Here is a 23,748-nt window from a genome sequence, read left to right on the forward strand (position 1 = left end):
GGCTAAAGTCGAGATACAAAGCTTAGTCTTTTACATCTTCGGACGTATTTTTTGAAATTTCAAAGCCTCGTTTATATGCATGAGTTATTGAATCACAGAATAAAAATTTTATCGCTCATTTTATCCATTATAAATTGAGGTGTATTGCGAATGGCCATATCACGTATCATTTGAAAAAATGGCGAACTCGACTCAGACATATTGCCGTAAGCTCGTGCTTTTCTAACCAGATATTCAGCTTTTTGATGACAAATTTTGTGATACCTCGTTAAAGCTTGTTCATTCAATCCATATTTTTTTAAAGCAAGAGAAAGGGCCATTGCATCTTCAATGGCTTGTGCTGCACCTTGTCCAAGATGTGGAGTGGTTGCATGCGCTGCATCTCCAAGTAGAGCTATTCTCTTATCGCTCCAGTAAGGTAATGGTGATAAATCCGATAAGTTGGTTTGAATAATTTGTCCTGGTGCCGTTTGATCAATAAGATCAATCTGAGCGGAAAAATATTTTGCTACTAGTTTTTTTGCAAAAGAATGCATCTCATTTGATTTTAGATAGGTATGGGCTTTGGCTTTAAAACAAAGGTACCAGTACTGTTCAGAAGTACTGATAAATGAGTATCCAAATTTACATCCAGGCGCCCAAATTTCATAACTGGTATGGTCCATATGGTTGCTGTGAGGGTTTAATTTCACGATTCCTCTAAAACTGCTTGACCCTGAATATTGAGTTTTATCGTTTTTAAAGATTAACTTTCGGACTTGAGAGTGCAAGCCATCAGCGGCTACCAGAATTTTTGCACGAAAGGTCTCCCCACTTGCCAATTGAACCGTTACTTCTTCACTCTCTTGTTCAATATGTATAACCTGACGTCCAAACAGAATCTGATCTTGTTCGATACACTGCGCTAAGTATTTTTGTAATCTGGCACGATGAATGGCTAAGATATTAAATTTGTATCGCTGGAAATTCATGACTTGCAGTTCGCCGGAGTAAGTAGAGGATAGGTGGATTTGGTCAATAGGATACCCTAATTCTGTAAGACCTGAGATTATTTCAAGCCTATCAAAAATCTGCATGGCGTTAGGAGCAATCCATATACCTGCACCCACTTCAGAAAAATCAGATGCCCGTTCAAGAATCAAACTCGAAAAACCAGCTTGCTGACAAGCAATGGCTGTCGTTAAACCTCCAATTCCACCACCCATAATTAAAACATCAACCGACGTCGCTGTAGGCATATAATTCCTATTGGTTACTGTTTGATAATATTTTTGTTCTTACAAAATAATTAACTAATATTAGTACATTGTGGTTTATTTATTTCCATTTTGGATGGTATAATGTCTGACCATTTATTTTTATATTTATTTCATGAAGAATCTTAACAGTATACTAGAATCTTTGCAGAATGATGAAAAAGCAGATTTTTTGGCATCCTTATTTGCAACGCTTCAAAAGGAAGTAAACGATATTCTTAAATTCGGAGCTTGTAATAATGAAATAGCAGAAAAAACGGCAAATGTTTATTACACGCGAAAAAAAAATAAATTTTTTGCTGTTCATTATAAAAAAGATGAAATGGCCGCTTTACCTGCGGTTATTGCCAACGATCTTTGTCTGACTGACTCACATACCTCAAAAACTGATATAGATTATAAAGAGATATTGAGAGAGGCTTATTTGTATGGGACAGGAACATGTCAGTCCTTTGCCATCGTTGGTGCTTATGTACTTGCAAAGAAATATGAAGTGAACTTATCTATTGAAACTATTTTTTCTTATGAAAGCCATACTTATATTCGATTACATACTCAGCCTGAGTATATATTTGATTTTTGGTCACCTGTGGCGTGTGCTTATGATGATACAATAAATTGGAATGAATCCGTCAATTATGCCTATATTCGCAATAGCAAAGTCGACTACAAGACGGATATATTTTTAGATAGTCGTCAACTCATTGAAATGGGTTCAATCATATTCACAGCTGAAAATCAAAACCGAAGAGAAAGTAACATAAAGAAAGTAATGAATTGCGCTGATCAAGAACTGTTATCTGTACCTTCTTCAAAAAGGTTTGAGGAAAACCATAGTAATTCAATATATTAAGTAATCGGTAATGAATATATGCCAGGTTTTTTTATTCAAAAAGGGATTAAACTGAAAGATCATTTTCGCAAGGAACGCAAAAAACAAAGAGAATTGCAGGCCAAATATCAGCTTTCTTCCTATTTGAATCCCTTGATTGCTGAAATGGTGTGTAAACTATCTTATAAAAATGGAATGTTTTCCTTCCCAAACGGCGAAATACCTCATGGCCGATATCTTTTTATTCGAACATTGGAGGGCAAAATTTTTGCAGCTAAGGAAGAAAATGTCGCACATCATTCCTACTTAAGTAACGGTAAAAAAGTACTATCTGCTGGTTATTTTATCTTTAGGCAGGGTAAATTAATTCTTGTCAGTAACGAAAGTGGTCATTATACACCCACCAACGAAGAATTTTTTCAAGAAATCAAATTCTATCTTTCGATTTCACAAAACGAAGATCTCATTTATGAAGACCACTCCAGTTTTCCTTTAAAGCAGGAAATATATCATTACATGGCAAAACAAATTTTGATAGATAACTGGCAACCTTTGGCCGTTTATAAAAATGTTCAATCAAATTTTGGCAAAAAACTGAAGTCTTCAAATGAAGCACTCATGAATGAAACAAAATCAAATAATATTGAAACACAAAAAAACTCTCATTATCTTCCTGATAGCCAGCTTTTACTGCCAATAGAAAATGAAAATCAAAAAGTTTTGATAGTTGGTTTATAAATTCTTGTTGAAAATGAAATCATTAATTTTTTAAATAATCCAGAATCATTTGATTAAACATCTCTGGATACTCAACAAATGGTGCATGTCCACAGTTGGGAATGACTTTCAATGTAGCATTCGAGATATGTTTTGCCAGGTATTGTGAATTTTTTAGCGGTGTCAACAGATCGTCTTCACAGCCAAGAATCAGGCTGGGAGCTTTAATGCGTTCAAGCAAAGGCCGACTGTCATGAGTGCGTAAAGCCTCTGTTTGCAGAATATAACCTTCAGGACTTTGAGCATAAGGATTATCCAGCATGAAATCAAGAAAGGCATTCACTTTATCTTCATTTTCGAGAAAGTCCATGGAAAACAACAATGGCAAGTAATTTTGCAATAAAACACGAGGTGGCAGATTATAATTCATAAGAACAATTTGTTGATTGGTAGCCAGCCGAGAAATAATGGAAAAAAATTGCTCACTACAGGCAATCACCAATTTATCACAATATTGCGGATACAAAGCGCCTATCATCTGTGTGATATGTCCGCCCATAGAATGCCCGACAAAATGTGCTTTCTTAATTCCGAGAGCATCACAAAGCGCAATGACATCAGCAGCCATTACTTTCATTGACCAGGGGCCTTTGGGAGTGGATGACTGTCCTGCGCCGCGATTGTCTAAAACCGTTACGCGAAAATCTTTGGCAAAATATTCAGTATTCCACATACTGTGATCGACGCCTAAGCCTGCTACCATGACCAGGTTCGGCCCTTCTCCCTGTTGTTCATAATATAGGTTGACATCCTTAAGTTGAATATGAGGCATGAATTATCCTTTTTCGCTGTCATTGTCATATTATAGGATGTTATTTCATTCGTTTTCCACCTGAAATTAGTTTTATCATGAAGGTTTGCAAGTTATAATGTGCACCTTGTGTATGTTTAGGGAACGGTATGGTTTTTTTTAAAAAAGATGAGAAAGAGACAAATGATATTACACGGCTCATTAATGCCGGAGGAACAGATATTATTGGGCAAATCTTCCTTTTTCTTGATCATCAATCATTGAGTCGATTAGCAAGAACAAGTAAAGAACTTAATCAAATCGTAAATACACTTGCAAAAAACCAAATTCAAATTCGAATAGCTGGAAAAGAATTTACTGGTACATATTCACAAATTTGTCAAAAATATAATCAACTTAAAGAAATGGCGGAAAAATATAAAGAAATGTCAAATGCTCGCCGTGAAGAAATAAAGGATATTCGAAAGCATAAAGAAGCTATTAGAGCCGCGGAGGTTGCTCGTCAGCAGAAACATTCAACCTATATGACGTCTAATGAAAAAGCAGCCACGGCATTTTGTTGTTTTGTAGGTTGTATTGGTGGCTTGATGTTTTCTTGTTTTACGCCTTTTTCCTGTTTATGGACTTCACCCCTTGGTGCTGCGGCAGGCGGAACAACCTCTTGTATTGCATGCCGAACAACAGATTGCGCTTGCAGCGCATGCCTGCAATATGAAGAATACAAGCTTTCCGAGAGAGAAAGAAGAGTGGATACAGATTTCCCTGAGCCACCCAGGATGCAAATATAATCGAACTTTCTTGCAGCCTGAATAAATCTGGCTATTTGCACTACTGTTAACAGGGCGGAGCTATTACCTTTTCCTGACGACTTGCTATAATACATCTATGAATAAAAAAGTATTTCTTTATGGAGCAGTTTTTGGTTTGATTTCTCCAATTATCGGCATATCGGCCGGATTGCAAATATCTCCTGTACTGGGGAATATTTTAGCCTTTCCGGTCATCATTCTGGCCTACTTAACTGACAAGCCATTTGGAACCTGGGGACCTTCCCTGATCTTGTTAGCTGCTTGTTTATCAGTTTTTATCTGGACACTTCTTTTTGGTTTCATAAGCAGAATTTTTACACAATCCAAATCATCTTAATCTTTTTTTACTCACGGAGCAGGGGCATATCTTGATCAATTTTTACCTTTAAATTGTTGTGTTTTTATCTATTCTTAATAATTCATTAATGTTTATTTTTTACAATTAGGGTAAATCTTGGATCAAGAGGTTATCTTATGCCCAGACATATTAAACAATACCAAATTAATTCTATCTGCTCAGCTTTGCTTTTTTTTAAAATTCGGACAACCCAGGATTTAGTCAAGAATTTTTACCCACTTCTCGATCACATCAATAAAAATCCAGACATATTTAAATCAAAATACAGTACTTATCAATGCTATGAAATGTTGAAAGAAGCCGTAAAAGCTTTCAACGAAGTTTATGCATACAGCATTAACTGTCCTGAAATATTTATCTATGCCTTAAGAGAAGCGAGACGTCAACGACATGAAGATAAATCCATTCCTGTTGAAGAAAGGGATGATTTATACAGAGTGACACGAAGTTATGATCGAGTGTCAAGGGTTTCAGAGAAAAAGAAAGCTATCCATGAAGATATTCTTGATATTTTAGATAGAAGTGACTTTTCTATCTGCCCGGAAATTATCATTGGTGAAGGGGATACGGGAACGAACCTTTGGCTTGAGAAGTTTACTTCTGAACATAAAAAAAGCAAAGAAAAATTATCCAAAGGGAAATTGCCTTCTGTATTAATGATCAGTGATGGTACAGGAAGCTGGAAACATAATTATACGCTTGCTCAACCGCAAAACCTTCTTGAAAGAACGACTAGTAAAGCCAATCCTTCAGATTATATGACAAGAGATTATTATGGGAAAAATCCATATGCCAATGGAAGTCATATTTATCAGGCGAATCAAGTCAGTTTGGCTAAGACACAAGCACCTGTATTACAGGCTACTGTGCAAAAAATTGAAAAAAAATCTAATCATTTAAAAGATTGGCAAGTAGAGGATTGTGATTATCGTTTAGTGGTAAAAACTTCTCTTGGAACAAAGATAATTTATACGCATGCCGTTAATATTTGTACGGGATTAGGGCCTGCTCGAAATACTCTCGGCTCAATCATATCAAAAGAAGATTTAAGAACATTAAGTCAATATGATATGGAAAAAAAATATACTCCCGTTGTTGATGGCAATCAATTCATATTGACAGATTCCGAAGAAGAACGTCAGCAGAAAACGATGGTCATTTACGGTGGGGGCGGAACTGCTGCTGCTGTTTATCGTAAAGGGTTTTATGGCGATGACATCAAAAGAGATTTTCTTGAATTTGAAGAAAAGGATAAAAAAAATAAGGTATTATGGTTTGCCAAACAATTTAATAAAGCAGGCACCGGAAAGCTTGCTACCAGTGCCTTGTATCACGCCAGAATGCGCAATGAGCTTTTTCAGGGTGAGCTTATTAAAATTGAGCCACAAACCAATGGTAAATTGTTATTAACCTTTATGTTGATGGGTAAAAATGAAGTTAAAGTCGAATGTGATCAACTCGTATACGCGATTGGACAGGATGATAAAGGCATGAGAGCAGTATGTGAGGAGATAGATTCGGATCTTGACTTGCAATTTGACCCCCATGGCATGATTTTAAACGTTAGCAGTCAGGATAAAAAGATCGTATTTTTTGGTGCAGCGGCGATGGCCGTAAGAGAAAAAGAATACATGGAGGAAACCTGGAGATGGTTGAAGGAGCAGAATATCGGAGGAGATGTAGGCCCTGGTTCCATGCCACCCAGCAGAGCCCAGATCAAATGTTATCTCGCCTTGCAGGGAATTTTGCCAAAAAGTATTAATGTGAATATGGACTCTCATCATTTAGTGATAGAATATTTACTTTATTATGGAGCGAAAGAGACGGCAATTAAGGGTTTTGTTACTGATTTGTTAGCTGCCAGAGAACAAAGTACTTCGGGAGCTAGCTATAGTATGTTACTAAAGCTTTTAGAAAAATATGGACTAAATGAATTGTTTAAAACCCATGGTCATGGATTTTTAGTGGCCAAAGAAATTAAGCTTGAACTTTTAGACCCATTAGAAGAATTACCCAGGTTTTCCTTATTTAGCCGGCAAAAGCATACGCCTGATTCGAGTATTTTTTTATCATCAGTTGAAAAGGAGAATAATGAGACTTTGGCAAGTAATGATAAAAACCTTTTATATAAAAAATCAGTTAAATCTCTCGTTTAATTCAGGTTAATCACTATGAAATTAATTCAGTTTCTTACCTTATCCGAAACCGAAAAATTGAAGGAACAAAAAATCTTAAAGCTAAAAGAGGTTCTTAAGCCTGAATGTTTTTACAATGCCATTGTGCGATATGATACAGAAGTATTATTAAAACTGGCGATTGTGAATCCCGAAATTGATGCTCTTTGTCGTTCGCCTGAATTAGATGACTACTGGCAAGAATTATGGAGACAAGCAGGCGAAAATCCATCTAAAAAGGAAAGTGGCTCTCAGGTTGCCACACAGGAATATCTACCCATGTCTACCGTTTCCTGTCTTGATCTCTTAAAAGGACTTTATCTTTATGAAGCTTATCAGTCATTATTGGAAAAGGAAGAAATGACAGAACAACTGATAGAAGATGCGAAAGATTACTTGTATTCTTCCGCCGAGCACGGTTGTTTTTTTGCTTTGAATGCTTTATGCGTTAATGGTTTGGCTTTATTAAAATCTCGTTTTGATCCTGATATTGCTTCTCGAGTGATTTATTATGCCAATTTAGCTGCAAAATATTATTTATCAGCAGGTTATTTATTATTAGGGAATGTTTGCTGTGAATTGCTTTTATACGAGGAGGAGGACATATTTAGGGGAATGAATCTTCGGTTTATGTCGTTTAATGCCTTAGTGGTGGCTAAAATGCTGCAAGATATTTCAATGCCAATGATAAATAATGCTTACCAGGGTAAAACTTTGGAAGAGGCAAGTCATGGAGCAATAAAGAATTTTTCTCATGCATTAGAGCGTATACAGCGCTCATTGCGTTTAACTTCTTTTGAAGTGAACCAGGCATATAAAAAAGCCGGGCTTGAGGCTGATTCCATTAAGCAAAAGTTCGCTAAGGACACCGCCGCCGAAAAAGAAGAAATGGCTGGCGAAAATTTGCGACGGCAGATTTAGCGAATGCTGGAAATGCAAATTTTAATCACCATATAAAAGCAGTTATTAATTAAAATGAAATGATCTTCCCTGTGAATTAAAAGGTGTAACTTTTTTATAATGTCGTTTTTAGCTATAATTACTCTTTTGTTTAAGTCAATCCTTCCTGATGTTATTTGAAGCCATTTCCCGCATGCCGCATGTTTTTAATGATCAAAATTTGCTTGATGGACAGGAATATTTTGATCAGGAAAAAGTACTGAACGTACGATTTAGTGAAGGCTTAATTAAGGCGCGTGTAAAAGGCGGCTCAGGCCAGATTTATGATGTTCATATGGATTTGAAAAACTGGCCGAAGCAACCTGCCCATTGCAGCTGCTCATTTCGCATGAATTGCAAACACGCCGCAGCATGTCTGCTTACGCTGCATTATGCCAGAAAGAATCAAACATCACAGTCTCTTAACCTGGATAAGAAGCTGGAAGGGCGGATTAAACAGCTTCGCCTCCAGCAAGTGCAAAAACAGGAACAATCAGCAACGCATCGACTGGTATACCTCATTGAGCCTCGTTTTAGACAACATGAGCATTATGTTGTCATTCGATTAGCTTTAGCCAAAATTTTAAAAAGCGGTCAATTGGGTCGAAAAATAACCTTTCATCATTTATCCGAAGATAAAAGGCGATATTTCATTGCCGAGGATAAAAGTATCATTGAGCAGTTGCTCGAACGTCATGGCTGCGCAAATTCATTTGACTATTTCTCTTTGAGAAACAGCGAGCTGTTGGAGATTGTTTTGCAAACAGGCCGGGCTTTTTTTTATCATGAACAAGAAACGGCGATACGATTAAAAGAACCCTTATCAGGGCATTGCACATGGCAACTCCTACCGGATGGCCGACAACATATGCTGTTAAAACATCAGAATCAGGTTCTTGAGCCTTTGTTGCTGAATAAGCCCTGGTATTGGAATAAGAATGAATTCTGTCTTCGTCGGATTGATGCTTCCTATCCGCTTCGCCCATTGCATTATCTGCTGACGCTTCAACCGCTTTCCTTCCAGGAAACAAAGACATTTACTGCAAAAATGGATCAGTATTTTCCTGGGTTTCCAAAACCGCTCCATTATCAGCGCTCTGAGGAACGACACATTATTCCTAAGGCTTATCTCCGATTTGATAGCATCCCTTTGACTCAATCCCTTTCCAAACAGGAGCAATATCACAAGCCGCTCAGACAGCTACTGATAATTAGACCTCAATTTTTATATGATGGTCTTAATATTAATGCCCAGGATGCTTGCCGAAAACTCTTTAAACTGAAAGATGATGTTTTGCAGATATATCCTCGAAACGATGATTTTGAAAGACTGAAAATGAAGGAGTTATCGTCATTTCTTGTTTTTCGCTCCCCAACTCCCTATGAAAAAAAATGCGCAAAGCCCGGTTCTGGTTTTTTCTTTGTACTCGATGGCTTTGCCAATTCTTCTGATTTAAATGTTCTTTATCAGGATATTATTCCTGCTTTAAAACAAGAAAACTGGCAGATTTATTATGACAGTTCTCTGTATGAAGAAATCATTGAAGCTGATGAGGTAGAGTGGTTTTCTGAATTAGCTGAACAAGGCCATGAGTTTTTTTCTTATCAACTGGGCATTTTAATTGATGGCAAGTCAGTAAATATTGTGCCTTTGGTTGCTCAATTAATAAATAAATATGGCGGCGGTGACGCGCTTACGCAATTACCTGATCAACAATACATTAAATTACCTTTGGGAGAAGGCAAAGTCCTACAGATTGCCTTAGGACGAATTAAGTCGCTAATAGAATTATTGATTCAATATGGTGTAAGACGGATTGACAGAGGCGATAAGGTTTTGGAAATCCATCGCTACCAATTGATGCTCATGCAGGAAGCAGAACAGGCCATGGAGATAATATCTTTACGCTGGCAGGGAGCTGAAGAACTACGTCATCGTTTATTAAATTTAATGGATAAAAATCAGTTTTCCATAGTTGATGTTCCAAAAGGTTTAACAGCTTGTTTACGAGATTACCAACGTGAGGGATTAAGCTGGTTACAGTGGCTTCGGCAAAATCATTTTGGCGGTGTCTTGGCTGATGATATGGGATTGGGAAAAACGATACAGACGCTTGCTCATTTGCAATATGAAAAAGAAGCCGGTCGAATGAAAAGAACAAGTTTGCTGATTGCTCCAACAAGTCTTGTTGGCAATTGGCAGGCCGAGGCAAAGCGTTTTACTCCCTGCTTAAAGGTCATCGTTTTTCATGGAAATGAACGCCATCAGGTGAAATTTACGGATTATGATTTGGTGATTACAACGTATGGACTGGTTCAGCGTGATAAATCCCATTTTCTTGACAAGCCATTTTATTATTTCATTTTAGATGAATCGCAATTTATCAAAAATGCGCGTACCAAAACCACTCAAATTATCCAGCAGATTAGGGCTGAGCATCGATTGTGTTTGACTGGAACACCTATCGAAAATCATTTGGGAGAATTATGGTCTTTATTTCATTTTCTCATGCCTGGTCTGCTTGGTGACCATCGACAATTTCGTCAATGGTTTAGAACTCCGATTGAAAAATATGGCGATGATATGAAAAAAAATGTGCTCTCCAATCGGATAAAGCCATTTATGTTAAGACGGACAAAAAATGAAGTCGCCAAAGAATTACCGTCTAAAACAGAAATGACTCATCTTATCGAAATCACTGATGAGCAAAGGGATATCTATGAAGCTATACGCATGAGCATGGAGAAAAAAGTTCGTGATGCGATAGTTAAACAGGGTTTCGGCAAAAGTCATATTATTCTGCTGGATGCCTTATTGAAACTAAGACAGATATGCTGTGATCCGCGATTGATATCCTTGCCGGAAGCGAACATGGCTCATGGTTCTTCCGCAAAGCTTGAGGCATTAATGACTCTTCTGGATAATTTAATGGAAGAAGGAAGGCGTGTTCTGGTGTTTTCACAATTCACATCCATGCTGAAGCTGATTGAGAAAGAACTGATAACACGCCAATATAATTATTTGAAACTGACGGGTCAGACAAGAAATCGACAAGAACTGGTTGAACGCTTTCAACAAGGAAAAATTCCGGTTTTCCTTATTAGTTTAAAAGCAGGCGGTACTGGTTTAAATCTGACTCAAGCGGATACAGTAATTCATTATGATCCTTGGTGGAATCCTGCAGTGGAAGATCAGGCCACGGACAGAAGTCATCGTATAGGGCAGGAAAATCCCGTTTTTGTATATAAATTGATAACACAAGGCACGGTAGAAGAAGTAATTCTGAACATGCAGAAGAAAAAGCGCCATTTAATGCAAGCCGTGTTATCTTCCAATACCTCAGCGATGATGAGTTTAACGGAGCAGGATATTGCCGAATTTTTTGCGCCCATGTCCTAGGTTCCGTGAAAATCTTGTTCACGGAACCTAAAACGCACGAGGAGAAGAAGAATAATTCTCTTCATCTTCTGCAACTTCTTCTTTTTCTTTAGATTCCATCTTATCACGTAGCTTTTCTTCAAATTTTTCTTCAGAGATAAAAATACCTTTCATATTTTCATCATAATCTACCTCCGAGGAAGCGAGAAATCGACTATCCCCGAGTATTGCCATATTGGCAACGGCTAATGCTTTTTCCACCTCTTTGCGGAAAACCTGCTGTGTTAGTTTTGGCCAATCTGTCGGATCGGCGTAGTTTTTATCAGCCGGAAGCAATTTCTCAATTTCTTCAGCTAATTCCTCCCAATCCATGGTTTGAGGGTTTGGTGCTTTTAATGCCTCTTTTTCATATTCTGTGCATTGTAATTTTCGAGGATTGCTTTTAATTGTTTCTGCTACCCGCTCGGCAAGGTTGATAAAAGCATTACCTATTTCATCTTTATTCCTTAGAAATTTTTGGTATTTCTTAACTTCTTCAGAAATATCAGATTCAAGCTTCTCTTTTTCCCATTTTTCATTTTGTTCAAATTCATTAATTTGTTTTTTTGCACTGCGCTTTAATTCATTGGCTTCTCTAAGGGGTAGAAAAAGATTGTCATTTGCGACAAGCAGCATGGCCCCAAGAAGTTCCTTCATATTTTCTGATTTCTTATAAAGATCCTCGATGGTGTTACGTGCGGTACCAGCATGATTAATGGTATGACCAATGTATTCCTCTGCACTTACGGTTTCATTACGAGGATACTTCTGCTGAAGTAGAACCCTTTGTTGAAATGAAGAAGGACCCCAAAATTTGCCTCGGCTGATTTTATAATTGTTTAATGCCTTGCGAACATCTTCTCTTATTTTTGGAACGTAGGCACTTAATTTTCTTAATTTTTCAAAGACCTCATTACCCTTATCTACATCATTTTTGTCTGCTTGAGGCAGTATTGGACCACGATACATGGCGTTTCTCTCTCAAATAAAATTATTGCTGCTTATTTGTTTAATAAGTTTATATTTTAATCATAGCCCTGTATTATTATTTAAATATTAAGCATATTGTAAATTTTATATAAAGATTGTAAGATATGAGTTAGTGAACACGGCGGGCAAGCTAAGGAGAAAAATGTTGGATTTTGATGGTAATCCTTTGTTTGGTTCAGTTTATCGGCTGGCTAAAGATAAGAATGAAAAAGAGTTAACCAAGGAGAAAGTTGCAACCTCAAGTAAGGGTAAGGGCTACACTGTTATTACGGTATTGGCCAAAGAAAAAGACTATCAAGCCGTTGATTTTTTGCTGCAGCGATTTGACGCAAATTTAAATGATGCAGTGTTTGGTGCAGCGCTTAGCGGCGATGAAGCCTTCACAGACAAGCTTCTTCAGCGTCAGGCAGCTTTGGCCTATGCTGTGCGGGGTGCTGCCGCAGGAGGGCATAAAGCATTTGTTAACAATTTGTTAGGACGAGGTGCGGGCTTGCAAGCTGAGGCAGCCTATGGTTTTGGTCTTGGAAACCATGTGGAGTTTGTCGATGATTTCATCAATCAGGATAGAACATTAATCAAGGATGCCCTTCAGGGAGCTGCGTGCGGTGGCCATGTGGAACTTGTCAATGCACTTATTAAGCGCGGAGCGAGTCTTGATGATGCAGTCTTCGGCGCTGCCTTTGGTGGTCATATGAATTTAGTCAATGAGTTAATTCATCGTGGCGCAAGCTTGAAGGAAGCGGCAATTGGCTTCATATGCGGTGGGCATGTTACTGGAACGCAAAAAGAGATATTGCGTTTCGTGGCCTTCATCGATCATCCCAAGCTTAGGGAATTGTTCGTTAACGAAGCAAAACACGGAAATACCTCCCTTGATGCTTCTTTGGTGAAAACCGCGGCAAGGTTAAACGAATTGATACGAAAAAATAAACTGACCTTTGAGCAGGCGGAAATTTATTTAAAAGTAGGGCCGAACAACTGGTTCTTGCAGGGACAACGACTTGTAAAGGAAGGCAAGCTGCCGGCTGAATTATATTTTCATATCGCATCATTTTTGACGGAAAGTTCATTCAAGGACACAAAGGTGGTTTTTGAGACGGTAAATGAAAGAATTCATGAACGTGTTATTAATAAGCATAATAGCGGATTTTTTGCTTTTTTCAGGAGTAGAAAAAGCCGGATGGAATTTGAGGAAATGGCTGAACAAAACCATCAAAAGAGAATAAATTTTTAACATGAATTTTTAAGAGTTTTGCATGTTTGGATTTTAACCATTTTTCAAGTAAAGAAAAGCAATAGATTAAAAACCATAGAAGCGCACCGCTATATTTATCAAAGTTTAAATCGATGACTTGAGAAAATAGAATGGCACGAATTACTGCGTCATCGACCGCTGTATCCATGCGAAGCTCCATATGGACTCCGCTATCAGGTAGCGGGGATTCGATCCTTAAAAAATGGCTAAAGTCGAGGTATAAGTTAGTGAATATTTAAATTGCAAATAAAATTGTCTTACCTTATGATTTTAAAATACTTCTTACCCCATTGATCATACATAAGGAGATAAACATGCGATACTGGAAGTTGATGTTAGTGATGCTTTTTGCATTTTTTTATTTACCATCCGTTATGGCATCTCCGGCCGGGAACTGGACAACAATTGATGATAAGACGGGTAAAAAACGAGCAGTGGTAAATGTTAACGTATCCGGGAACAGTCTAAGTGGTACAATTGTCAAGGTTTACCCTCAGCCTGGTGATACAGGTGTTTGCTCTAAGTGTCCTGGACATTTTAAAAATAAAAAGATCCAGGGGCTTCGCTTTCTCTGGGGTATGAAAAAAGCCGGTGAAAATGAATGGAGTGGTGGAAAAATACTTGATCCTAAAACCGGTAAAATTTATCGTGCAAAAATCACTCAGAAAGGGAACAAACTTTATGTACGTGGTTACGTCGGTGTTTCCTTATTAGGTCGAACGCAAGTATGGGTTCGCTAGAATTTCAAATGCTCATTTACTCCATGTAAACTACGCTTTAAATTATCATTGACTTCCGCGGTTTTGTCTTGACCGCGGGATCCCATAGGCAAGCTGCAGGAAATCCGTTTAGGTTTCATTTGGAGCTCGAAGCTCTATACAGAAGCTGCAGTTTATCTATAAAAAGGTGTCTTTTTTCTTTCAGGGTATTTACAATAAGCTAATTCTGTATTTATTTTGCTTATACTATGCTGGATTTGCAAACCTCAAAAAAAAATAAAGCAGTGGATCCTTTAAAGCGGCCGCCCCATTCTTTGGAAGCAGAGCAATCCATCCTTGGTGGGCTTCTTCTCGATAATCAGGTCTGGGATAAGATCAGCACTAAGTTATGTGAAGCGGATTTTTATCGCACTGAGCATAAGGTTTTATTTCGTGCTGTTTCAGAGTTGGCTAAAAAAGAGCAGCCTTTTGATGTTGTTACTTTACTGGACATGCTTAAATCTTATAATGAACTGGACGATGCCGGGGGTGAAGTTTATTTGTTTGAACTGGCAAATAATACACCCAGTGTTGCCAATGTGACAGCCTATGCGGATATTGTCCGGGAGAAATCGGTTCAACGACAATTAATAAGTGTTGCCAATGACATCGCTGATTCTGCCTACAATCCAAATGGACGAGAAGTTCCTGAGCTTCTTGATTTTGCAGAAACCAAAGTATTTGCCATTGCTGAACAAACGGGTAGCGATGGCGGTCCTGAAAATATTAAATCCATTCTTGTCAGAGCTGTAGAAAAAATTGATGCTCTATATCACAGTGGTGATACCATTACAGGACTACCCACAGGTTTATCCGATTTGGATAAAATGACCTCCGGTTTACAGCCTTCTGATTTAATTATTGTAGCGGGTCGTCCTTCTATGGGTAAGACTTCGCTGGTGATGAATATGGCCGAGCATGCTGCCATTGAATCCCGTAAGCCTGTATTGGTTTTTTCCATGGAAATGCCAGCCGATTCCCTTGCTATGCGTATGATGTCATCTCTTGGGCGAATTGATCAACATCGTATAAGAACAGGGAAGCTCGAAGATGATGATTGGCCTCGCGTCACCTCAGCCGTTCATATGCTCTCGGAAGCGCCGCTTTTCATTGACGACACACCCGCTTTAACGCCGGCGGAAATGAGGGCAAGAGCACGGAGACTCGCCAAAGAACACGGCCAGTTGGGTTTAATTGTGGTGGATTATCTGCAATTAATGAAAGTACCTGGTTTTAAAGCGGATAATCGTACGGCTGAGATTTCAGAAATTTCAAGAAGCTTAAAGGCTTTGGCTAAAGAGCTTGATGTGCCGGTAATTGCCTTATCCCAGCTTAATCGAAGTCTCGAGCAAAGACACGATAAGCGTCCTGTGATGTCTGATTTACGTGAATCCGGTGCGATTGAGCAGGATGCCGATTTAATTTGCTTTATTTATCGCGATGAAGTTTACAATGAAGAAAGTCCGGATAAAGGTACAGCGGAAATCATCGTGGCTAAGCAGAGAAACGGGCCAATTGGTCGTGTGCGAGTAGCTTTTCTTGGAAAATACACTCGTTTTGAAGATTTGGCTTTTAACGGTTATCAGGGTATAGACTAATATGGCCAGACCCACGCGGATTATTATCCAGAGCCATGCTTTATTGCATAATTTAAATCGCGTCAGGCAGTTGGCTCCTGGTAAAAAAATCATTGCCATGGTTAAGGCGAACGCTTACGGTTGCGGAATGAAAGCGGTGGTTCCTGTTTTAGAAGGGCACGTAGATGCTTTTGGGGTGGCTTGTTTAAGTGAGGCTTTTGCTATACGAGCATTGGGCAGTCAGGCAGAAATTATCCTTTTTCAGGGTGTCTTTGACGTTGATGAATTTCAGCAGGCTGTAAAGCATCGATTCAGTTGTGTTATTCATCAGCCACAGCAGTTGGAATGGCTTTTGAATTATCCATTGCCTCATGCGCTTAAAATTTGGGTTAAAGTAAATACCGGTATGAATCGTCTGGGGTTTATGCCAAATGAGGTCAGTCAGATTTTCCATGCTTTACAGCAATGTCCCTGGGTTGATGCCAATATAGGCCTGATGACTCATTTTGCTTGTGCGGATGATCAGATCCATGCCCGCAATGATTACCAGATAACTGCTTTTAAAAATCTGCATATTAAAGGTGTCGGTCAATACAGTGCGGCCAATTCTGCGGTTATTTTTAATTACCCTGAACTTCACGGCGACGTTGTTCGTCCGGGTATTATGCTTTATGGTGTCTCGCCTTTTTCTGATTACACTGGACGTGAATTAGGTTTAATACCTGTGATGCATTTTACTTCCGCTCTCAGCACCATTCATCATTATCCTGCCTATTCACCTGTTGGCTATGGAGCAGAATGGCAAAGTCCGAAACCTTCTGTCATCGGCATTGTACCTGTTGGTTATGGTGATGGTTATCCACGGCATATCGCTCCTGGAACCTGCGTTTGGATTAATGGTCAAAGAGCTCCTGTGGCAGGTCGTATTTCAATGGACATGATGGCAATCGACTTAACAGCTTGTCCATCTTGTCATGTAGGTGATGCTGTGGAGTTGTGGGGGAAGCATATTCCTGTGGAAGAGGTTGCCCGCTCTGCAGGAACCATTGCTTATGAGTTGTTATGTCAGGTAACGGATCGCATTCGGCAGTGAATATTATCTGCCAACGACTGTAAATTATTTGACCTTTAGTATATGGATAATAAATAATCTTGATGCTAGAATAGCAACCGTTTTTGTGAATCACTAATCAGGTGAATACTTATGAAAAAATGCATGATACTTGGAATAGTAAGTCTTTCTATGTTTATGGCTGGTTGTGCACAAGTCAATAACGAAGGCGTGGGAACAGTGGCTGGGGGTGTTGTGGGCGGATTATTAGGTAGCCAGTTTGGTGGCGGCTCCGGTAAAGTCGCTGCGGCTGCCGGTGGTGCCTTACTGGGAGCTTATCTTGGCGGTAATATTGGTCGTACGATGGATAGACTGGATCGCCTGGAAATGCAACGTGCCTTGGAAACGGCCCCCACTGGAAAATCCGTTCAATGGAAAAACCCAGACACTGGAAATCGATATTCTGTGAAACCTACACGTACTTATTATCATCAACATCAGCCCTGCCGTGAATATATAACTCACGCTACCATCGGTGGAAAAACACAGCAGATATATGGCAAAGCATGTCGACAGGCAGACGGCTCCTGGCGCGTCGTTAATTAACGTGAGTTCGCCCCTTAGAGGCGCTAAACGAACGTTATCCCGTAAAAAAGCGAAGCTTTTTATACGGGATCCATTCAAATCATCTGTTCGCCCCTTAGGGGCGCTAAACGAACGTTATCCCGTAAAAAAGTGAAACTTTTTATACGGGATCCATTCAAATCATCTGTTCGCCCCTTTAGGGGCGCTTAACGAACGTTATCCTGTAAAAAAGCGAAGCTTTTTATAATAGAATCTCTCCAAATCTAATGCATTTAACTTAAAAAAAGTGTGGATGCTTTCCAATCGAACCATCTCGGTAGACTAGTCAACACTTAAAACTCTTTTCCGTATGCTATATTTTAAAACAGAACATCGATTTCATAGCGTTTCTCAAGGAGAGTAGGATGGCTAGTCTTTTATCCAACGTTTTACCTGAGCCCAGACGAAAATTGGTTTTTGTCTATCCCGATGTCAGTATTTCTCAGTGCTGTGAACTAATGATTGAAAATGATATCGGTTCATTGCTGGTTACCGATGAATATAATTTAATCGGTCTTGTCAGTGAGCGGGATTTGGTCCGTAAATGCTTAAGTAAAGGGCTTGACCCCAATAAAACTACTGCAGGTGATATTGCCTTTGCTGATGTTACAATTCTGAGTTTTCATGATACTGTTGAAAAAGCCATGCAAGTGATGACGCAAACCAAAAGGCGTCATATATTGATTAAAGAGAATGAGGAAATTGTCTCGATTATATCCATCGGAGATTTATTATTTTATCTTTTAGAAGATAAGGCTCGTGTTATTGAGCAACTGGAAAACTATATCAATCATTAACTCAGTCCAAATCTGCTAAAAAATACTTTGCTGCATAACAGGAATTAAAAACTAATGTTATAGTTAAGTGTGTGCAATATTCAACTTTGCGATCCTGTTTCCAGACTTAATCTACACTTTGAAATGGATATCGGATCATTGCAGTTTAAGAAAAAGTCACACATCATGTTAATTTTATGATTTCATTTTAGGACTGGCTATGCGAACGGCTTTGAAATGTTTATTACTCCTTATGACATTTAATCTTTATGCTGCCACTGTAACGGAATGGTATGTCAAAACCGATAATGATCAGGTTAAACTTAAGGTGGATTTTTTCATGACCTCTACCTGTCCTCATTGTCATAAGGCCGATGCGTTTTTAAAACAGCTTGAAAAAAATGTTGATTGGTTAATAGTTAATCGTTATGTCATCAATAAGGATAAAAGTGCATTGGCCTTATTTAATCAGAAATTACGTGAGTTTCATGCCAGTGATTTTCGTGTTCCGTCAATACTGTTTTGTCATTCAAGATGGGTCGGTTTTGACACAGCTCAAACTACAGGCGAGCAACTGCTGAAAGGGCTTTCTTATTGCCATCAACAAATAAAGAAAGAAGGCCATTTAACCTCGCTTACGAAAGAAGTATTAAATCGCTGGTCGCTCAGCCCTTTTCAATTGAGCAAGACAGCGGCTGAGTATTCGGCATTTTCAATCATTACAAGCACTGCCTTTTTTGATGCCTTTAATCCATGTTCTGTTTTTGCTTTTATTTTATTTTTGGGTTTTTTATTTGTTTATCCCGCACGAAGAGAAAAAATCATTGTGGGTTTGCTGATGATCGTGGCTTTTGGTATCGCACATTATCTTCAGCAGGCAAAGATCGAAGCTTACTACCAATTATTAATTTGGATAAGATGGTTAGTCATCCTGCTAGGGGCGGGATTAGTAATATTTAGCGTGTTGTCTTTAAGAAAAATACAATTGACCATTACAGGATACTTTCTTGCTTTTCTATCCGCCATTGCTGTCTTTGCTTATCAACAAACTTGCAGTCGACTGAATTTTTCCTTATTTTTTCAACAATGGCTTGACGTCGAAAAAGTCCAGCCAAGTCTAGCCGCTTTTTATCAATTGTCTTATCAACTGATATATTTGGTTCCTTTAATTGCCTTATGGTTAGCGGGTTTATATTTTTTCTCGGGGCAGCGTGGACGTTTTTATCAACCTTATCTGACATTTATCGGGCAACTCTATTTGTTTGCGATAGGTTTGATCCTTATCGCCTATCCACTTTTTCTGTCGGAATTGATGTGGTCAGTTCTGTTGATTGTATTGTTGACTTTTATCGGATGGTTTGCAATCCGGCAAAAATATAGAACCAGATAAGGACTGATTCATGGCCGAACAGATGCGAGTGTGTCATTAAAAATAATGGAGAAAATAACTTCTTATGAATGACGAACCGATATTTCCTATTGCAGTTGATGTTGAAGAAGGAAAAATATATAAATGGTGTGGTTGTGGCAAAACTCGTCATCAGCCTTTTTGTGATAAAAAAGATTGTGAAAGGGCAGTGGAATATAAAGCCATAATGAATGAAACGGTTTATTTCTGTGCTTGTAAGCAGACAAAAGCTCCTCCATTTTGTGACGGTTCTCATGCCAAAATTTTAATTGAAATGGCCAGAAAGCGTCAGAAGAAATGAAATAAGTCGGATGCGCTTGATCTTGAGCAAGTGATTTGGGATTATGTGGGCATTTTTGTAAGGTAGTCAATGATGAGTAAATTAACGGATATTCCCATTGTTGTGGAAAGTGGCCATAAATATAAAACCTCTTATGGGGTGACTGCCATCAAAGATGGCGTTAAATCGACAGTCTCCTCCTCACAACGTTTGCCAAAGCCGAAATGGTTGCGTGTGGTCAATTACACTTCACCGGATTACGCCAAAGTCAAACATCAGGTGGATAAATATCGTTTGGCTACAGTGTGTGAAGAAGCTAAATGTCCTAATATTGCCGAATGCTGGTCACATGGTACGGCAACGATTATGCTGATGGGAGCTGTGTGTACTCGTGCTTGTCGATTTTGTGCTGTAGACACAGGTAACCCACATGGCTGGCTGGACAGTGATGAGCCAAAAAATACGGCGATCACTGTAGAACTGATGAGTCTGGATTATGTGGTATTGACTTCTGTAAATCGTGATGATTTGCCGGATGGTGGAGCCAAGCATTACGCTGATACCATACGGGCCATAAAAAAACGTTGCCCTGAAACAAAAGTAGAAGCTTTGACCCCTGATTTTCAAGGAGAAACGGAGTCGGTTGCACTATTGTTAGACAGCGGTGTTGATGTGTTTGCTCAAAATGTTGAGACTGTCGAGCGTTTGACTCATCCTGTGCGTGATAATCGTGCCGGCTATTGGCAGACCTTAGATGTCCTTGCTTACGCTAAGCAATACCGACCCGATGTATTAACCAAAACCAGTTTAATGCTTGGATTAGGGGAGACGGATGAGGAGATCATTAAAACCATGGATGATTTACGTGAGCGTCAGATTGATATTTTAACGCTTGGCCAGTACCTGCAACCCACTAAAAACCACCTTCCAGTGGCCCGTTATGTAACTCCAGAGACTTTCACAAGCCTTCGTCAAATTGGTTTACAGAAAGGTTTTTTCGAAGTGGCTTCAGGACCTCTGGTGCGCTCCAGTTATCGAGCTGACCGAGTGTTTAAGCGAAATAATTTAGGTTTGTCAGATATCTGAAGCACTGTTTAGACCCCGCTATCAAGTAGCGGGGATGCGATGTAAAAAAATGGCTTTGGAAAAATATAACCCCGAATTACCGCGGCATCGACCGCGTATCTATACGAAGCACTGTTTAGACCCCGCTATCAAGTAGCGGGGATGCGATGTAAAAAAATGGCTTTGTAAAAATATAACCCCACGAATTACCGCGGCATTGACCGCGGTATCTATACGAAGCTCTGTATAGACCCCGCTATCAAGTAGCGGGGATGCGATGTAAAAAAAATGGCTTGGAAAAATACAACTCCATGAATTACCGCGGCATCAACTGCGGTATCTACCCGAAGTCCTGTTAGACCTCGCTATCAAGTAGGGGGATTCGATTTTAGAAAAAGTGGCTGAAGTCGGTAGCGCTCCACTATTTTCTGGCGAGAACCACATCAATAATATGCTTATCATGGTATGGGAAAGTAAAGATCCGACCAAATAATCTTTTCAATCGTTGCAACAAAAAATTCTTAGGAAGCATGCGTATGGTTAAGCTATTTAAAAACCAGGTTCCTTCTATGCCGAAATTTGCCAGCTCTTCAATGTTATATAGTGTGATAGGAATCTCCAACCGTTTATGGGCTACCACATTAAACTGATGTTTCTTAAAAGTATATAGGAGTTCATCTAAACCAGCAGCTACCGTAGTGTTTTTTATTATGGCTTTGTAATAATGTCCAACCACACTACTGGTAAGGGTATCCTCCGCAATAAATTCAGCCAGTTGTTGCTGAGCTACGGGAAATGACTCATAAGTGGTTGTGATCATGGAATAATAACCATTCGCTCGCGTTAATATTTTGGCCTGATTAAATAAGGTATTTATAGGAATATAGGCATTGATGAAATGTGCCAGCACCAGATCCTGACTGTGTGGAGGCAAATAATGATCCGCTTCGGTCGCACTGGCTTCTATGGTGGTCAGTGGCAGTTTTTGGCGGGCAAGCCTCAGCATGTTCGATGACAAATCAATTCCTGTCATCTCAGCTTTCGGCAAAACGTCATAAAGCTGTTTTAAGAAAGTACCGTCTCCGACACCCAAATCCAGTACTTTATAATGCGGATGTAGTTCAGGAAGATATTTTTGAATTTGTTCGATCGCAACTTTATGGCTTTCGCTGATAGAACCAAAGCGATTGGCTGTTTCATAATTTTTAGCGATACTGTTGTACATGCCCTTTAAGGTCATGCAGAAATTCCTCAAATAAACGATGAGGATAGTATAACGTTTTTTGAGGGTGCTTTGCGAATAATGTTTTATAAACAAAATACGTTTCTAATTGAACAAAAGAATCGGTCAAAATTTTAATAAAGAGGCAAGACTTTTTATTTTATAAATGGTAGTATCTTTTGCGATTATATGAACTGGCAGTCGCATACATGATTCCAGGTCAAAATGAAACAGGGTTTAGAGCTTTACTCAATCATTTCCAGGAATTGAATTTTTTCAAACGAATAAAACTATACAAAGCCATACTCTCATCATGTATTGATTCTTTATGAAGGAGCATTAGTGGAAACGCAGCAAATGAAAAACAATCATTATTCCGAAGATGTTAACCTGATGGAATTACTGTATGTATTTTGGCAACAAAAATGGTTGATTCTGGGTTTTGTTTTCTTTTGTTTAACTGCTGGTCTTGTTTATCTTTGGCAGGCAAAACCGCTCTATGAAGCAAAAATCTATACTTTGCCCCCTGCTTTGTTCAATATCTCTGAAATTAATAAAGGACGTTTAGACGAAAAAAAAGCAGCTTTAAAAACTTTTAAAACAAAGGACGTCTACGCTATCTTTATTCGTGCTTTATCAGCAGAATCCACAAAAACCAAGTTTTATAAATCTGTTTATCTGCCTGAAGCAAAGGTGGCGTCCAAACATAATTCAGCGGAACTTTCCTTTCATCAATTTGAAAATCAACTTACCATTAAAAAGCTCCCGCAACCTGATCAAAATACTCCATCAAGTTACATGGTGGCTATCAAAGGTTCTCAGCCTGAATATGTAGAAAAATTCCTGAGAAAATATGTAAATTTCGTCAAAGAAAAAGCTTTGAACGAATTAGTAAATACAGCGAATCGACAGACTAAAAAGCTAGTTAATGACATCGATCATAAAATAGGGCTGGCTCGAAGGATTGCCCATGACGCAAGATCGGACCGGCTCACGCAATTAAAAGAAGCATTGGCTATTGCCAATGAAATTGGCATAAAAGAATATCCTGTTAATTCCGGTAGTATTGTCATTGCAAGTTCAGAACAACCCAATTTATTGGTTGAAGAGAACATACTCTATCATCGAGGCAGTAAAGCTTTGGAAGCTGAAATAAATCAGTTGAGTAAAAGGACATCTGATGATCCCTTTATACCAGGATTACGCAAGCTGCAAAATAAATTGGAGTTTTACAGTAATTTAAAAGTTAATCCTCAATTGATTCAGATGTTTCGTCTCGACGGAGAAGATTTACCTGCTGTACGTATATCCCCTAGAAAAAAATTGGTTTTGATATTATCACTTGCAGTAGGTTTAATGCTGGGTGTTTTGTTTGCCCTGATTCGTAACTTTTTTCTCCATAGAAACCAATATAGGTCCAGTTGATTT

21 protein-coding genes are annotated in these 23,748 nt (G+C 38.8%); 17 read left to right on the forward strand and 4 right to left on the reverse strand.

The genetic code is table 11. The features are described from left to right. Positions 1–92: 92 nt before the first annotated feature. Entirely contained in the window at positions 93–1,238 is a 1,146-nt protein-coding gene (locus tag E4T55_RS12775; RefSeq protein WP_058500599.1) for an FAD-dependent monooxygenase, read from the reverse strand. Positions 1,239–1,371: 133 nt separating this feature from the next. On the opposite strand from E4T55_RS12775, the gene E4T55_RS12780 reads away from it, so the two are divergent. Together E4T55_RS12780 and E4T55_RS12785 are read left to right on the forward strand one after the other, a co-directional pair. Next, entirely contained in the window at positions 1,372–2,109 is a 738-nt protein-coding gene (locus tag E4T55_RS12780; protein ID WP_058500598.1) for a hypothetical protein, read from the forward strand. Between the two features lie 18 nt (positions 2,110–2,127). Next, the gene (locus E4T55_RS12785) at positions 2,128–2,826 is read left to right on the forward strand and encodes a hypothetical protein (protein WP_058500597.1); all 699 of its coding nucleotides are present in this window, start codon (positions 2,128–2,130) and stop codon (positions 2,824–2,826) included. Between the two features lie 22 nt (positions 2,827–2,848). Here the strand turns inward: E4T55_RS12785 and E4T55_RS12790 are convergent, their stop codons facing one another. Further along, the gene (locus E4T55_RS12790) at positions 2,849–3,637 is read right to left on the reverse strand and encodes an alpha/beta fold hydrolase (protein WP_058500596.1); all 789 of its coding nucleotides are present in this window, start codon (positions 3,635–3,637) and stop codon (positions 2,849–2,851) included. A 128-nt stretch (positions 3,638–3,765) separates the two neighbouring features. Here E4T55_RS12790 and E4T55_RS12795 point away from each other — a divergent pair, with 128 nt between their 5' ends. The 5 genes from E4T55_RS12795 (at position 3,766) to E4T55_RS12815 (ending at position 11,296) form a co-directional block, all read left to right on the forward strand. After that, positions 3,766–4,404 (forward strand): F-box protein, encoded by a 639-nt coding sequence (locus tag E4T55_RS12795; RefSeq protein WP_058500595.1) that lies wholly within the window; start codon positions 3,766–3,768, stop codon positions 4,402–4,404. A 97-nt stretch (positions 4,405–4,501) separates the two neighbouring features. Continuing rightward, positions 4,502–4,762, forward strand: coding sequence for a hypothetical protein (locus E4T55_RS12800; RefSeq protein WP_058500594.1), 261 nt, complete (start codon positions 4,502–4,504; stop codon positions 4,760–4,762). Positions 4,763–4,899: 137 nt separating this feature from the next. After that, positions 4,900–6,939: a hypothetical protein gene (locus tag E4T55_RS12805; RefSeq protein ID WP_058500593.1), complete on the forward strand. Its 2,040-nt coding sequence runs from the start codon at positions 4,900–4,902 to the stop codon at positions 6,937–6,939. Between the two features lie 15 nt (positions 6,940–6,954). Next, on the forward strand, positions 6,955–7,878 hold the full coding sequence (locus E4T55_RS12810) for a DUF5630 domain-containing protein (RefSeq protein ID WP_058500592.1): 924 nt from the start codon (positions 6,955–6,957) through the stop codon (positions 7,876–7,878). Between the two features lie 148 nt (positions 7,879–8,026). Continuing rightward, positions 8,027–11,296 (forward strand): DEAD/DEAH box helicase, encoded by a 3,270-nt coding sequence (locus E4T55_RS12815; protein WP_058500591.1) that lies wholly within the window; start codon positions 8,027–8,029, stop codon positions 11,294–11,296. A gap of 27 nt (positions 11,297–11,323) precedes the next feature. Here E4T55_RS12815 and E4T55_RS12820 read toward each other — a convergent pair whose 3' ends face one another. Then, positions 11,324–12,283: a hypothetical protein gene (locus E4T55_RS12820; RefSeq protein WP_058500590.1), complete on the reverse strand. Its 960-nt coding sequence runs from the start codon at positions 12,281–12,283 to the stop codon at positions 11,324–11,326. A gap of 163 nt (positions 12,284–12,446) precedes the next feature. Between E4T55_RS12820 and E4T55_RS12825 the strand changes: the two genes are divergently transcribed. From E4T55_RS12825 to lipA, 9 genes are all read left to right on the forward strand, one after another. After that, positions 12,447–13,538 carry an ankyrin repeat domain-containing protein gene (locus E4T55_RS12825; RefSeq protein WP_058500589.1) on the forward strand — a complete coding sequence of 364 codons (1,092 nt, stop codon included), beginning with the start codon at positions 12,447–12,449 and terminating at the stop codon, positions 13,536–13,538. Positions 13,539–13,873: 335 nt separating this feature from the next. Continuing rightward, positions 13,874–14,299 (forward strand): DUF2147 domain-containing protein, encoded by a 426-nt coding sequence (locus E4T55_RS12830; protein WP_058500588.1) that lies wholly within the window; start codon positions 13,874–13,876, stop codon positions 14,297–14,299. Between the two features lie 227 nt (positions 14,300–14,526). Next, positions 14,527–15,915, forward strand: coding sequence for a replicative DNA helicase (dnaB, locus tag E4T55_RS12835; protein ID WP_058500587.1), 1,389 nt, complete (start codon positions 14,527–14,529; stop codon positions 15,913–15,915). 1 nt (position 15,916) lies between these two features. Next, the gene (gene alr, locus E4T55_RS12840; RefSeq protein WP_058500586.1) at positions 15,917–16,987 is read left to right on the forward strand and encodes an alanine racemase; all 1,071 of its coding nucleotides are present in this window, start codon (positions 15,917–15,919) and stop codon (positions 16,985–16,987) included. 111 nt (positions 16,988–17,098) lie between these two features. Then, the gene (locus tag E4T55_RS12845) at positions 17,099–17,551 is read left to right on the forward strand and encodes an RT0821/Lpp0805 family surface protein (RefSeq protein WP_058500585.1); all 453 of its coding nucleotides are present in this window, start codon (positions 17,099–17,101) and stop codon (positions 17,549–17,551) included. A 383-nt stretch (positions 17,552–17,934) separates the two neighbouring features. Next, complete coding sequence (locus E4T55_RS12850; protein WP_058500584.1) at positions 17,935–18,366, forward strand: CBS domain-containing protein; 432 nt, start codon at positions 17,935–17,937, stop codon at positions 18,364–18,366. A 199-nt stretch (positions 18,367–18,565) separates the two neighbouring features. Further along, a complete protein-coding gene (locus E4T55_RS12855; protein ID WP_058500583.1) occupies positions 18,566–19,735 on the forward strand; it encodes a thioredoxin domain-containing protein in 1,170 nt (389 codons plus the stop codon). A 64-nt stretch (positions 19,736–19,799) separates the two neighbouring features. After that, positions 19,800–20,054, forward strand: a complete 255-nt coding sequence (locus tag E4T55_RS12860; RefSeq protein WP_058500582.1) for a CDGSH iron-sulfur domain-containing protein — start codon at positions 19,800–19,802, stop codon at positions 20,052–20,054. 72 nt (positions 20,055–20,126) lie between these two features. Beyond that, on the forward strand, positions 20,127–21,119 hold the full coding sequence (gene lipA, locus E4T55_RS12865; protein WP_058500581.1) for a lipoyl synthase: 993 nt from the start codon (positions 20,127–20,129) through the stop codon (positions 21,117–21,119). Positions 21,120–21,519: 400 nt separating this feature from the next. Here the strand turns inward: lipA and E4T55_RS12870 are convergent, their stop codons facing one another. Continuing rightward, positions 21,520–22,338: a class I SAM-dependent methyltransferase gene (locus E4T55_RS12870; protein WP_058500580.1), complete on the reverse strand. Its 819-nt coding sequence runs from the start codon at positions 22,336–22,338 to the stop codon at positions 21,520–21,522. Between the two features lie 324 nt (positions 22,339–22,662). Here E4T55_RS12870 and E4T55_RS12875 point away from each other — a divergent pair, with 324 nt between their 5' ends. Continuing rightward, positions 22,663–23,745, forward strand: coding sequence for an LPS O-antigen chain length determinant protein WzzB (locus tag E4T55_RS12875; RefSeq protein WP_058500579.1), 1,083 nt, complete (start codon positions 22,663–22,665; stop codon positions 23,743–23,745). The last annotated feature ends 3 nt before the right edge of the window (positions 23,746–23,748 follow it).

Source organism: Legionella israelensis, assembly GCF_004571175.1.
Lineage (GTDB): Bacteria > Pseudomonadota > Gammaproteobacteria > Legionellales > Legionellaceae > Legionella_D > Legionella_D israelensis.

Bases quoted from the DNA above. Each gene is read 5' to 3' on its own strand.
- E4T55_RS12775 (WP_058500599.1), bottom strand. From the start codon at position 1,238: ATGCCTACAGCGACGTCGGTTGATGTTTTAATTATGGGTGGTGGAATT.
- E4T55_RS12780 (WP_058500598.1), top strand. From the start codon at position 1,372: ATGAAGAATCTTAACAGTATACTAGAATCTTTGCAGAATGATGAAAAA.
- E4T55_RS12785 (WP_058500597.1), top strand. From the start codon at position 2,128: ATGCCAGGTTTTTTTATTCAAAAAGGGATTAAACTGAAAGATCATTTT.
- E4T55_RS12790 (WP_058500596.1), bottom strand. From the start codon at position 3,637: ATGCCTCATATTCAACTTAAGGATGTCAACCTATATTATGAACAACAG.
- E4T55_RS12795 (WP_058500595.1), top strand. From the start codon at position 3,766: ATGGTTTTTTTTAAAAAAGATGAGAAAGAGACAAATGATATTACACGG.
- E4T55_RS12800 (WP_058500594.1), top strand. From the start codon at position 4,502: ATGAATAAAAAAGTATTTCTTTATGGAGCAGTTTTTGGTTTGATTTCT.
- E4T55_RS12805 (WP_058500593.1), top strand. From the start codon at position 4,900: ATGCCCAGACATATTAAACAATACCAAATTAATTCTATCTGCTCAGCT.
- E4T55_RS12810 (WP_058500592.1), top strand. From the start codon at position 6,955: ATGAAATTAATTCAGTTTCTTACCTTATCCGAAACCGAAAAATTGAAG.
- E4T55_RS12815 (WP_058500591.1), top strand. From the start codon at position 8,027: ATGTTATTTGAAGCCATTTCCCGCATGCCGCATGTTTTTAATGATCAA.
- E4T55_RS12820 (WP_058500590.1), bottom strand. From the start codon at position 12,283: ATGTATCGTGGTCCAATACTGCCTCAAGCAGACAAAAATGATGTAGAT.
- E4T55_RS12825 (WP_058500589.1), top strand. From the start codon at position 12,447: ATGTTGGATTTTGATGGTAATCCTTTGTTTGGTTCAGTTTATCGGCTG.
- E4T55_RS12830 (WP_058500588.1), top strand. From the start codon at position 13,874: ATGCGATACTGGAAGTTGATGTTAGTGATGCTTTTTGCATTTTTTTAT.
- dnaB (WP_058500587.1), top strand. From the start codon at position 14,527: ATGCTGGATTTGCAAACCTCAAAAAAAAATAAAGCAGTGGATCCTTTA.
- alr (WP_058500586.1), top strand. From the start codon at position 15,917: ATGGCCAGACCCACGCGGATTATTATCCAGAGCCATGCTTTATTGCAT.
- E4T55_RS12845 (WP_058500585.1), top strand. From the start codon at position 17,099: ATGAAAAAATGCATGATACTTGGAATAGTAAGTCTTTCTATGTTTATG.
- E4T55_RS12850 (WP_058500584.1), top strand. From the start codon at position 17,935: ATGGCTAGTCTTTTATCCAACGTTTTACCTGAGCCCAGACGAAAATTG.
- E4T55_RS12855 (WP_058500583.1), top strand. From the start codon at position 18,566: ATGCGAACGGCTTTGAAATGTTTATTACTCCTTATGACATTTAATCTT.
- E4T55_RS12860 (WP_058500582.1), top strand. From the start codon at position 19,800: ATGAATGACGAACCGATATTTCCTATTGCAGTTGATGTTGAAGAAGGA.
- lipA (WP_058500581.1), top strand. From the start codon at position 20,127: ATGAGTAAATTAACGGATATTCCCATTGTTGTGGAAAGTGGCCATAAA.
- E4T55_RS12870 (WP_058500580.1), bottom strand. From the start codon at position 22,338: ATGACCTTAAAGGGCATGTACAACAGTATCGCTAAAAATTATGAAACA.